The sequence below is a fragment of the Marinifilum sp. N1E240 genome (assembly GCF_009295825.1).
Lineage (GTDB): Bacteria > Bacteroidota > Bacteroidia > Bacteroidales > Marinifilaceae > Marinifilum_A > Marinifilum_A sediminis.
In genome coordinates, this window is the sequence record NZ_WHKF01000005.1 from 243025 (window position 1) to 255445 (window position 12421).

General features: G+C 33.0%; 11 protein-coding genes. All 11 read right to left on the reverse strand.

Annotation, left to right across the window (positions count from 1 at the left end; translation table 11 throughout):
- Positions 1-5: 5 nt before the first annotated feature.
- The 11 genes from GCQ56_RS14485 to GCQ56_RS14535 all read right to left on the reverse strand — a co-directional run bounded on the left by GCQ56_RS14485 (position 6) and on the right by GCQ56_RS14535 (position 12357).
- Entirely contained in the window at positions 6-785 is a 780-nt protein-coding gene (locus tag GCQ56_RS14485; protein WP_152735204.1) for a hypothetical protein, read from the reverse strand.
- A 4-nt stretch (positions 786-789) separates the two neighbouring features.
- Positions 790-2214 carry a carboxypeptidase-like regulatory domain-containing protein gene (locus GCQ56_RS14490; protein WP_152735205.1) on the reverse strand — a complete coding sequence of 475 codons (1425 nt, stop codon included), beginning with the start codon at positions 2212-2214 and terminating at the stop codon, positions 790-792.
- 14 nt (positions 2215-2228) lie between these two features.
- A complete protein-coding gene (locus GCQ56_RS14495) occupies positions 2229-3608 on the reverse strand; it encodes a carboxypeptidase-like regulatory domain-containing protein (RefSeq protein ID WP_152735206.1) in 1380 nt (459 codons plus the stop codon).
- Positions 3609-3690: 82 nt separating this feature from the next.
- A complete protein-coding gene (locus GCQ56_RS14500; protein ID WP_152735207.1) occupies positions 3691-5082 on the reverse strand; it encodes a carboxypeptidase-like regulatory domain-containing protein in 1392 nt (463 codons plus the stop codon).
- A 706-nt stretch (positions 5083-5788) separates the two neighbouring features.
- Positions 5789-6277: a hypothetical protein gene (locus GCQ56_RS14505; RefSeq protein WP_152735208.1), complete on the reverse strand. Its 489-nt coding sequence runs from the start codon at positions 6275-6277 to the stop codon at positions 5789-5791.
- Between the two features lie 85 nt (positions 6278-6362).
- Positions 6363-6590, reverse strand: coding sequence for a helix-turn-helix domain-containing protein (locus GCQ56_RS20790; protein ID WP_152735209.1), 228 nt, complete (start codon positions 6588-6590; stop codon positions 6363-6365).
- Between the two features lie 18 nt (positions 6591-6608).
- Complete coding sequence (locus tag GCQ56_RS14515; protein WP_152735210.1) at positions 6609-7682, reverse strand: efflux RND transporter periplasmic adaptor subunit; 1074 nt, start codon at positions 7680-7682, stop codon at positions 6609-6611.
- Between the two features lie 8 nt (positions 7683-7690).
- Positions 7691-8941 carry an ABC transporter permease gene (locus GCQ56_RS14520; protein WP_152735211.1) on the reverse strand — a complete coding sequence of 417 codons (1251 nt, stop codon included), beginning with the start codon at positions 8939-8941 and terminating at the stop codon, positions 7691-7693.
- A complete protein-coding gene (locus GCQ56_RS14525; RefSeq protein ID WP_152735212.1) occupies positions 8934-11099 on the reverse strand; it encodes a peptidase domain-containing ABC transporter in 2166 nt (721 codons plus the stop codon). The genes GCQ56_RS14520 and GCQ56_RS14525 overlap by 8 nt, the downstream gene beginning before the upstream one ends.
- Positions 11089-11625, reverse strand: coding sequence for a peroxiredoxin (locus GCQ56_RS14530; protein ID WP_152735213.1), 537 nt, complete (start codon positions 11623-11625; stop codon positions 11089-11091). The genes GCQ56_RS14525 and GCQ56_RS14530 overlap by 11 nt, the downstream gene beginning before the upstream one ends.
- Positions 11626-11634: 9 nt before the next feature.
- Positions 11635-12357 carry a hypothetical protein gene (locus tag GCQ56_RS14535; protein WP_152735214.1) on the reverse strand — a complete coding sequence of 241 codons (723 nt, stop codon included), beginning with the start codon at positions 12355-12357 and terminating at the stop codon, positions 11635-11637.
- Positions 12358-12421 lie beyond the last annotated feature (64 nt).

Below are 12421 nucleotides of genomic sequence, written 5' to 3' on the forward strand. Positions count from 1 at the left end.
TTGTATTAAAAAGAGAGATCAATAACAGGAATATTTAGATTTATAGCGAAGATAATATCTCTAACATAAGGCCAAATTATTAAAGAAAAAAGAATTGGAATAAGTGTCATTTTTGTTAATGCCTTAAATGCAAGCTTTTCTGATATTTTAATAAACAATGGAATTAAACCAAGCATTAGCAGTAATTGTATATCAATAAAACTAAAGAAAGAATTATACCAATTGTACTTTTCAGGAGTAGTAAGAAAGGATTGAATAGAAGGGTTGATATACATGTAAAATTTTTCTAAACTTTCTAAGTCATAATCAGTTTGTATCAATCCAAACCATATGGATGCCGCAACATTTTTTAACGGAATAATAAAATAAGCAATAAGTGTTACTTTAAGGATAATGCCATATTTTATTTGGGAATAAGAAGATGTTAACCGAAAAGTAAGATAAATAAACAATGCCAATAGTAGGCAATAGATTATAATACTCGTAACACTATCAGCAAAAAAATATAACGCATCGCTTAAATACTCAGATTTTGCATCTTCATCTTTTACTTCTTCTAAAGCAATTTCAGCTAAATCATCTTTAAAATCAGCCATTAAGTCATCATGTTCGTTGTAAACTTCAGCTTCCTGTTGTGTTTGCATTTTTGTATTATATCTTTCATTTACCTGCTTTGTGTCAATAAAATCGTACATGACAAAATCAGAGAAAATACCAAATAGCAGTAGCGCGATAATTAGATATAGATTCTTTATTTTTAATAGTAACGATAAGAATTTTTGCATGGCTTTATTTTTTTAGAAGTTCTTGTTGAAGGTTTTTCTTTAGATTTTCTTGTTCTGTGGTAGGGAGCATAATGGAGTACTTGTCCCAAAACTCTTTATTGTATGGTAACTTTTCGTAATGATCACCTTTCCAATTCAATTGGTTCAATTGTGTGTTAACAACATTCTGATCGTTGATGATTTCAGTATTCACCAATTCCTGAATGAAACGATCTGACATGTTGTTGTAATCTTTACGTCTAGAATAAAGATAGCTGAGGTAGAGTTTGTTATTGTATTCTTTAAATTTAATTTTGAACAAGTAGAAATAATAGAATTTTCCTTTAAATCCTCCGTGGCGTTCACCTCTAAATCGATATCCTTTATTTTTAGGATTGTTGATATAGCCATAATCCATACTTAAAAAGGCATAATCTTTTACTCTAACATAGCTTACCCCAATTGGTATAAAACTATTTTTTTGTTTTTCTAGTCCAGGGTAGTTCTTATTGGGCAGTATTTTTATTTTATAAGTTGCTTCACCATTGTAAAGTACAATGGTATCCAATTTGAACCGATGTCTTTTCATGAAGGTTTTACTAATTAATGGACCACCATTAACAAACCATGGATTCACTTTCTTGGAACCTCTTCTTTTGTCTTTTTGTGCAGCACGAATCATATTTGTACAAGTGAAAAATTTAGAAAATGAGGCTTTGTTGTTATCGAAAGCATTAATAAGGTGCTCTTGAATGATCGGATCTTTGTGTGAAGAATTCTTTGTAAGAGTGCTATCGGAGAGCATTTTTTTCTTTTTGTTTAGCCTTAGATAATAACTCAGAAGAAAATTATAATCTTGATGTCTACTATCTAAACTCGATTGCAATTCATCAATATTGAATTTGCACTCTTCAATTTTGTGAGATATACCCGGATCGTAAATACTAACTGCAGCTTCAATCAACCGGTTTATGCTGGTTTTGTTGCCATGAGATTGACGAAAATAATATTTGCCAATATGAGGCTGGTTATCCAGTAAATTAGGCAATTCGTTAATGGCATTGGCAAATATCTGTTTGGCATCTTTTAGTATCTCTTGCTTGCCAACAATAATTTCTTGCAATTGGTACGATTGTTTTGCAAGTCTAAGCACAGGAACGGCTCCATTTTTTTGTATTCGTAAAAGGGAATCTATATCGTACTTCTGACTTTTGTAACCAATACATGATATAAAGATTTGTTGGTTCGTATCATCAACAGGCAAAGCCAATTCAAAATCACCATTGGCATTACTAATGGTGCCTAGACTTGTTCCTTTTAGTACCACACTGGCATAGGAAATTGGTTCTTTATCGGAACTGGCAATGTTTGCTTTTAATTTGTTTTGACTGAAAAGTGAAAATGGCGCCATAAATAGTGTGCACAGTATTATTATAACTATTGGTTTCATCTGGCAGGATTTAATTAGTTAATCTGATTAATTCGAATGCTATCTGCAGCATGTTGGTATTGTTCTTTCAAACTTACTTCAGCTTCTAAATCTGTTCTTAGTTTGGCTTCGTCCTTTGTTTCTAGCAGTATGGTGTAATTCTCCCAAAACTCTGGATGGTATTCGCTTGGCTCATAAAGTTTATCGTTCCATTTTTGTGGAAGCATTTTGCTAACTTGATCTGCTTGATCTATGATTTCTGTAAATAAGAACTCCTTAATTAGATGAGGACTTTTTCGTTTTTTATTATTTAGATCGCCCATGTTTGATGTGAATCCAGCAAAATCTCTTCCGAATGATTTGTAGTAAGTTGGATAAAGTTTGCCTTGGTACTTTTTGTATTTAAGAATACAGTAATAGGACATATATAGTCTTGATTTAACTTTAGGATTCTTAAAATCCCCTATTTTTAATTCATACAAAGCAAAATCTTTTGTAGATATTAGAATATGTCCCAATCTTATATCAGATGATTCTTTAAGCTCTTTAGGGGTAGGCAATATCTTTAGTTTATACATTCTTTCTCCATCTAAATCGAGAATGGTATCCAATTTTATTTGGTGAAAGTTGCTTTTGTAAATTTTCTTCAAATCGTGCCACATATCACCAATTTTAGCTTGGTGGGCGGTCTTCAATCTTCGAAGGTTTGCAATTGAATTTCTTTCTTCATCTGTATCTCTAACGAGCTGAAGTAGTTCCTCTTTGCTTGGATTATAATTTTTAGAGTTTTTCTGTGCTTTTTTATATCGAACCTCTTTCCATTGTTTGAAAAAGTAAAGGTTCTTAGCATCAATTTCTCTATTATCGAAAGTGTTTCTTTTTTCAAGAATATGAACTTTTATTTTTGGCTCCTCGGGTGTTGCGTAGGTGAACAGTGCAGCCTCAATTAATTTCATATACTTTTTATCTAGCAAAGATGTTTGTCTTAGAAATCCTTTGTTGATATAGGGCTGATCGGGTTTAAAATTAGGAGCAGCTTTCATGCATTCTTTCAATATTTTTTTTGGATCGCTCATCAGTTTACTGGCACTCACTTTTACTTCTGATATGTCATAAGAAACAGGTATGAGCTCTATTTTATTCCCAATCTTTTTAGGATGTATTGAGATACTTTGGTAGCCTAGACTACTAATTAATACTCTAGTATTTAATCCTACCATGGGAATGTAAAGTTGAAAATCTCCTTCTTTATTGCTTATGGTTCCCTTTGTAGTTTCAGCTACCGATATATTGGCAAAAGGAATGGCTTTTTGGGATTCTTTGTCAATAATTTTTGACTTGACTTGAATTTGAGCCTGAACATTAGTTAGAAAAATAACTATGATCAGACTTGTACTTAGAATTGCTTTCATCATTTTGGTTTCTTATTTTGAGATTTTAACCCATCTCAGCATTAAAACTTATGGTATTTAATTTCGAAAGTTGATTAGTCACTTTTCAATTCACTCTGTTTATCTGAACACTATCTGTAGAATGTTGATATTGCTCTTGCATGTTGGATTCACCTTCTAAATCTGTTCTTAGTTTGGCTTCGTCCTTGGTTTCGAGCAGAATGTTGTAATTCTCCCAAAACTCAGGGTGGTATTCGCTAGGTTGGTATAGTTTGTCATTCCACTTTTTAGGAATAGTATTAGTTATCTTATCCACATCTTCAATAATCTCTGTGAATAATAACTCTCTTGAAATGCGGGGATATTTTTTTTGTTGAATTTGATTTTTTAAGTCGGAAGACATTCCTGTAAAATCTCGCCGGTGCGACTTGTAGTAGGTCGGATATAGTTTTTCTTTATAGCGTTTGTACTTTAAAGTAAAGTTTGAGCTGAATAGGTTTGTAAAGCCTATTAGCCTTTTATCTTTTAAATTAGGATTTTGTACCCTGGCAAATTTAAGTTCGTATAAAGCGAAATCTTTAGCTGAAACAAGTAGATGTCCTAAATCTATTATAACTCCATTTTTCAATGTTTTAGGAGTTGGTAGTATTTTTATTTTGTATACCGCTTCTCCATTTCTGTCGAGAATGGTATCGAGTTTAAATTGCGTGTATTTGTTTTTGTAGAGCACATTAAGATTGTATCGAAGAGATTTTATATTGGCTTCGTAGGCTGTTTCAAGTTGTATTAAATCACATATAGAATTTTTTTCTTCATCTGCACCTTGTATTAATTCTAGTAACTCTTCCTTATTAGGAGTAAAGGTTTCAGCTTCTCTTTGAGCCTTCTTGCGACGCATACTATCCCAATTTTTAAAAAAACTTAAATGTTTAGAGTCAATTTCTCTATTGTCATAGGTATTTCTTTTCTCAACAATATGCACCTTAGATCTGGATTCATTGGGTGTGGAGTAGGTTAATAAAGCAGCCTCAATTAATTTTACATACTTTTTGTTGAGTAGGTGAGTTTGTCGTAAAAATCCTTTGTTGATATAGGGTTGATTGGGTTTAAAATTAGGAGCAGCTTTCATGCATTCCTTCAATATTTTTTTCGGATCACTCATCAGTTTACTGGCACTTACCTTAACCTCCGAAATATCATAAGTTACTGGAATGAGTTTTATAACTTCTCCTATTTTTTTAGGATGTATCGAAACTGTTTGATAACCCAAACTACTAACAAGAACTCTTGTGTTAAGCCCCGAAGTACTAATGTATAGTTGAAAATCTCCCTCTTTATTGCTTATGGTTCCCTTTGTAGTCTCAGCAATGGATATGTTGGCAAAAGGAATGGCTTTTTTGGTTTCTTTGTCAATGATTTTTGACTTAACCTGAATTTGTGCTGTTGCAGAAAATAAGGAGCACAACAAGAGTGTTGCAATAACAATCGCTTTGTTCATATTTGGCAGTTTATGAATGTGATTTGGCTTAATACCAAATTAACTAAAAATTGAGCCTTAAAATTGTTTCTTTTGCGCTTCTGCTTCGTTAAAAAAGATTCACCGTAACTCTGCTATGGCTTACTTTTTCTCCTTGCATAAGCACAAAATATTTCAATTTTTATTTGCTCACCCTTTAATGAAATTGGTATAACCTAATAAAATAATTCTATGAATATATGATTTTTGTGCTAAACATTAAGTCTAAAAAATGTTAAATTATAGACTTTAACTATTAGTTTAGTTTCATTCTGAGATATTAAACGATAATTTTTTAAGATTTTAAGGGTTATTTTTATGAATTGTAGAGGTTGAAGAATCAAAATCAAAGCTTTTTTGAATAAGGGCAGGGGTTTAGGTTTGATTTTAATGCCTCGAAGTATGAATTTGATGCTTTTAGTGTTGAAATTCAATCCTAAAGTATAGAAATTGAATCCTCTACTCTTGTTTTGCAAGCTTCGAAGAGTCAAATTCAAGCTTTTAGCCTTGTAAATCAGATAAAAGGGTATGAAAGTCAAAGGTAGACCTATGGTTTTCTATCCTTTATTTGTCATTTTCGAGCTTCGATATAAGAAAAATAAAACGGAACTTTTAAAGGGGTAAAGTTCCGTTTTCGAAATTGGCGGAATAAATTCGTGCCTTTAATTAAATCAATTGAATTGTATTATTACTTTTCAGTATTAGCGCTTACTTCCTCCTTTTTTTTACCATGAGGAAAAAACTGTTTCATTTCTTCATAAATAGGGATAGCCATTTGTTCCTGCTCTCCTGCATAGTAGCGAATTGCACGATAGAATGCCATGGCATCATTGTAGTTGTCGTTATCCAGAAGAATTTTTGTATCACTCAAGCGGCGTGTGATGAGCTCAAGTTTTTGAATCATTCCTTCAATTTCTTTTCGAGCTTTAAAATCGCGTGCGAATTCTTCCATGCTCACAAAGGCAGGAACCAAACTTGGGTTTTGCTGCATAAACAAATGCGCTTTGCCCACCAGTAACTTGTTCGATCCGCCAATTTTTCCATAACGTGTTCTTTCTTCAGATGATAGCTCGGGAGCATTCTTGGTTACGGCTGTTAGCAAAGCATCTAAATGGGTATTGTTTTCGGTTAATTCTTCTTCGGTGAAAACAACTTGGATTAAATCATTGTTTTTCATTTTGTTTTTTATTTAAGAATTATTGATTTTCAGGAAGGAAGTTAATGTAGCCAACTCGCAGCAGATGAAAGTGAAATAGTTTAAATTAAATCTTAATAAGTTTGGATGCTTCGCTCTCAAAAAAATAATATGTACCCCTGATCCTTGAATATTCTATTTGGAGTCCGCACTGCTTTAATAGCTTAATTGTGCGATATACCGAACTTACCGAGATATGCAGTTTGTTTGCAAGTTCTTGAGGTGTTCCTGTTCGTTCTTTTTCGATTAGCTCAATGAGGTAGATTATACGTTTCAGGAATTCTTCGTAGTTCATTTTAGTAATAAAGGTTTATTAGTTTTTCTGCACTTTTATTTTATCATTAGTGCTTATTCCTTCCCTAATTTCAATCCGTAAACCATCGGATAATCCCGTTTTAACCGATTGCTTTTTCACATTATAATCTTTGTCCAATAATTCCACATAGGTACAGTCTTTCTTAAAGATCAAATTGCGTTCTTTTATGGTTATTGCACTGTCTCGGCTGTCTAAAATTACTTCTGCCACAGCTGAGAATCCTGGGTAGAGCTTAACCTTTTGCGTATTGTTGACTTTGGCCTCGATATCGAATTTCATAATTCCATTTTCTTCTTTGGCCTTTGGAGTAATATGAGTCAATTCTGCCAAAATCTGTTGATCTTTTAAGGCACTAATTTCTATATTAAGATCCATTCCTTTTTTAAGGTAGACAACGTCAGATTCGTTTACTTTAGCCTTGAATATAAGCGATTCTAAATTGGCAATGATCGCTAAACTGCTACCTGCATTAAAATTATTTCGTTCTGTTATACTTGCTCCTTCTTTTAGGGGTATTTCGAGTACCGTACCCGATACTGTGGAACGAATGAAATTAGGAATGTTTTTTTGATCATTGGTGTATCCTTTTTCAATGATCTCCAATTGTTTTTTAGCTGATTTCAATTCTTCCTTGCTAATTAAATAAGCATCTTGGTATTTATCAAATTCTTGTTCGGCAACTACCTGTTTTCGAAACAGATTTTGGTATTGCTTGTATTCCTTTTCGCATTTCGAAAAATTAATTTGGCAGGTGGTAAGGGTATTCGAAGCAGTTTCAATATTTTGTGGGTTGGGTAGAATGCTAACCTCTGCAATTAAATCGCCTCTTTTAATGGTATCACCTGCTTTTACATGCATTTTTTTTAGGATCCCAGATATTTGAGATTTAATTTCGATTTCTTTGTTGGGGATGAGAATGCCGGATAGGTATTGCCTTAATTTAAGATTTACAATTTTTGGTTTTTCAGTAGCAATGTATTTTTCATTGTTTCCACTAAATTTAATTAGTAATAATCCACCAATGATGATAACAATAAAGATAATAACGGTAATATTTGCTTTGTTTTTCATTTTATAATCTATTGGTTGTCTGAATTTAAGGCTTTAATTGGCATTACAGAAGCTGCTTTTTTTGCCGGATAAAGTCCGGCAATAGCTCCGGCAAGAACGAGTAAAATAAGTGCTCCAATGGCAATGGGAATATTAACATCCAAACCTTTAAATATTGAACCTTTGTCACTAATTATTGCACTCATCGAAGCGTTAATTAGAAATACGATAAGCGAAGCGGCTATTAATCCTACCAAACCTGAAATCAAGGTAATGGCGATCGACTCATTTATAATCATAAATAGGATGTTTCCCGGAGGAGCACCTATGGCTTTTCGAACACCAATTTCCTGTGTTCTCTCTTTCACTACTACAAGCATAATGTTACTCACGCCAACTATTCCGCTCAAGAGCATGCATATGCCTACTATCCATAAAAAGAATTGTATGGATTTGAATAGACTATTAAAGGCTTTGGCATCGGCTTGTAAATTTTCTATGTAAATAGCATTTTTATCGTTTTTATGGAAAGAATACCTTTTGGCCAGGTAAGTTTTAAAATATTCTTCGAATGTGATTGGTGAGGTATCTGAGTTTAAAGAAATACTAAAACAATCAATAGTTTTACCGTAATTGTATTGATCTTTTAATGTTTGATAGGGAATATAAATTTGTTGTTGATTGTTCGAAAACATCGATTTTTCAGCTAATATGCCAACAACTCTTAACCAAACACCATCTAAGGATATGAATTTTCCAATGGCATTTTCTTTTCCAAAAAGTGCTTTGGCAATTTGTTTGCCGATAACAACAACCCTGGCATGCGTTTGGTCATCGTTTTTATTAAGTAACCTTCCGTTTTCTACTTTAAAGGTTTTAATCTTAAAATAAGAGCTTACTACACCGTAACATTGGAACCTTTTGTACGACTTGAATTTTGAATGCAGCTTTTTACCAGGATAGTTTATTTCAGGGGAAATTTCCTGTATCTCAGGATATCGTTGAGCAAACATTTTCAATTCATGTTCTTTAAAATCAACAGTTCTTCCCGATCTTTGTCCGGGCTTCGACATGCTTGTTTCTCCCCCGTAAATCCATAAACTATTCTGAGTGTAATCCTTAAAGAGTACCATGATTCCTTTTTGCAAACCACTACCTGCTCCTACCAGTAATACCAAAATGAAAATTCCCCATGCGACTCCAAATCCAGTAAGTAAATTACGGTTTTTGTGCTGTTTAAGCGAATCCCAGGTTTCTTCAAAATCGTATAAGTTAAGCATATAACAAATCGTTCCAGTAATTACTATATAGGTTGTTACCTTTTAAAAGCTGCTCATGATTTCCATTGGCTTTTATATTGCCATCTTCCATAACCAAAATGTTACCATCGAAGGATTTAAGAATGTGCAGACGATGGGTAATGAAAAGAATTGTAATATTTCTTTTCAGATTTTTTAATAAATCAAGTACGAAATTTTCGGTATTCCTGTCCATGGCCGAAGTGGCCTCGTCAAGTATCAAGACTTGGGGGTGTCGATAGAGTGCTCTGGCCAAGGCTACCATTTGTTTTTCTCCGCCCGAAAGATTGATGCCTTCTTCGCCAACCAAGGTATGATAGGAGTGATGTAGTTTGCTAAAATACCTGTCCAGACCCAATTGTTTGCAAAAGGCGATGATTTCCTTCTCCTTTTCTTCTCCATTTTCCATGCAGATATTGTCGAGAATGCTACCATTAAATATTTTAATGGTCTGCGGAACTACACCAATTACATTTCTCCAGCTTACTGTTGATACATCTTTTAAGTCGTCACCATTTACTCTTATCTCACCAGAATAGTTGGTGTAAAATTTTTGTACAATTTGTAGTAAACTACTTTTGCCACATCCATTCTCACCCAATAAAGAGGTGATTTCACCTTTTTTTATGGAAAAGTTGATGTCTTTTAAGAGTGCACCTTGTCCTGGATAGGCAAAATTTACATTGTTGAAGTGTAATTCCTCAAAATGGAAAGGATCAGGTGTATCTTCGGTAGTAAATTCCTTTTCTTCTTCGGTGAATTCAAACATGCGTTCTAAGGCTACTCTGGCACCTTGAATGTTGATGTTTGCAAGAACAAGATTTTCGACAGAATTGATTAAAATATTTGTAATACTTAATGAGGCAATTAGTTCTCCCAATTGAATTTTTCCTTCCATAAACAAAAAGGATGCATAGGCAATGGTTAGTATCAAGCAGAAGGTGTTGATGCTATCAAGCGATAAATCAAATTTGGAAGAAAAGGTTCTAAAAGAAAAAATACTTCTTTGGTATTTTTGATAGATTCTCTGTGCTTTGCTTTGAAAGTATTCTTCTTTCTGGAAACTTTTAATGGAGTGTATGCCATTTGTGGTTTCGATATAATTCGATTCATTAATGGCATGTTGTTGCATTACATCTCTTTGTTTCGATTTAATAGCTTTTAAATAGAGTGAGAGAAGTAAAATTAATAAAGGAAGAATGGTCAATGCAAATAAAGCTGTTTCGCTGTTGTAATAGAACAAAAAAGAAAAAGATACGATCAAGAGTAAAATATCAATTACAGCCTGACCTACCACATACTGAACCGCCGATTGTATGGTTTGACTATCGTTCATTCGTGCGATCATGTCTCCTTGCTTTTTGCTATCGAAGAATGATTTTTGCAAATAAATCAACTTGCCAAGGAAATACTTTATCACTCTTTGATTGAATTCAAACGACTGACGAAACATTAACAGTTGTCGCACATAGGAGAAAAAGTTGCTCAATAAAAGAAGTAAACCCCAACTGGCAATTCCTTTTAACAAAAGGCTAAAGTTTCTTTGTGGTAGTATATCATCAACCAATTGCTCTGTGAAAACGGCCGTTGCCAATCCAAGAACTGCCAGTATTGTGCCTAATAAAATTGATGAAACAAACAGATTTTTATCTTGTACCAAATGATCTTTTAACCATTTTAGACTTCTATTGGGATGAAATCCATTTGCTCTGAATTCCGAATTAGGTGAGAGTTGCAAAAGGTAACCCGATTGCCAGATTTCCTGCAGTTCTTCTTCGGTAAATTTAACGATTCCTTCTGCAGGATCTCCTATTATAAACTTGTTGTGCGTATATTGGAAACAGACAATATAGTGTTCAAAGTTCCCTTCTAAACTTACGTGAAGTATAACTGGCTGATTTAGTTTTTTTAAATCATCAATTCTTCCTTCAAGTCCTTCAGCTTTTAATTGGTTTTGAAGTGCTGACTGATACAATCCCAGTAAACTTGTACCTTTGTTATTTGTACCGCTTTCCCTTCTTAATTTTTCCAGGGAGATATCGTTTCCATGATACCTGATGATACTTTTTAAGCAGGCTACACCACAATCTTTTTCGTCGTGCTGCAGAACCATTGCTTTTTTTATTCTTTTATCGATCATTGGCTGCTCTTGTATATTTAATAAGGGTTTTGGCACTTATGGCTTCATCTATTTTTTTAAGCAGACCAAATTGTGTATCAAAAATAAAAATGGATGGTAACTTACGAGTTCCAAATAGTTCTTGGAATTGATTCTTTTGATATTGTAAAAAATAGATGTTTGGAAATGCATCCAATTCATGTTTTTCCTGAAAATTCTTTATCGATTTTTTACTATGATTAGAGGTGAAAATAACTTGACTCTTCTCGAATTCACTGAAATAGTTTTTAATAATTTTGGCTTCCTGATCACAAAAATCGCAGGTAGGACTAAAATGAATAATAATTGTACTCTTACCTGTTTCCAAATCTAAATTTCCCAACATTTCGTTGTTTAAAGTTTTAAATTCGAAGGTTGGAATTTCTATCAAATTAACGAGCTCCTTTTTAGGAATATTTTTTTCTACATCTATTGCTTTTTTAATGGTTAGCAAAAGCATTAAAACCAGAAAAGCAATAATAGTGATAATTAGAATAGTTCTCTTCATATTACTGTTTTAGATGGTTAGGTAAATCATAATGCTTTCGTATAACAAGAATCCACATAAGACAGGAAGAGAAATTGCTTGTAATAATTTTTTGTAAGGGATGTTACTTGCGATATGAAGGAATAAAGGGATTAGAAAAATATAAGCAAAAACGTAAAGGTTTACATCTGCAATCACATCATTTATCAAAGATGTTTTGTCCTGAATTTCAACAATGTCGTTTAGTGCAAAGGATGAATTGTTGTTAATGTACTGTACATCTTCATATTGGTAATCAGATTTGAATACTAGAAAATAAATAACACTAAAGACATCACTAACGAAAAATATTAGATAGGCTATAATGCTGGAATTTAAGATTTTGTTAAAAGTGAGATGTTTTAAGTATTCTGAGAATTGAAAGGCAATAAAAATTAAAGAGGCTAAGCCAATACAAACAATTATGAAGGGAGCAAGAACCATAATTGTATCCATTAAAAAAAAGTCCCAGCTATAGGAATCATCTTCTTCGGGCAAATCAATTTCCTTTAAATCTTCCTCAAAATCAGCTATATATTCGTCGTATTCATCATTGTATTTCTGATCTTCCTTTTTGGCAAGATACTCATACCAGACCTTATCATTTGTAACAAAATCAGTGTTCAATAATTGCAAGCTAAAAGCAAAGGTGTAAAACAGAATAATTAACAATGCTCCGTTTACATTTAATATATTTTGAATGTATTTTTTCATTATCGTTATTTAATAATTATGCTTTATAGGCGATTTTTGATTTAAAGTAATCCTATTGAAATTC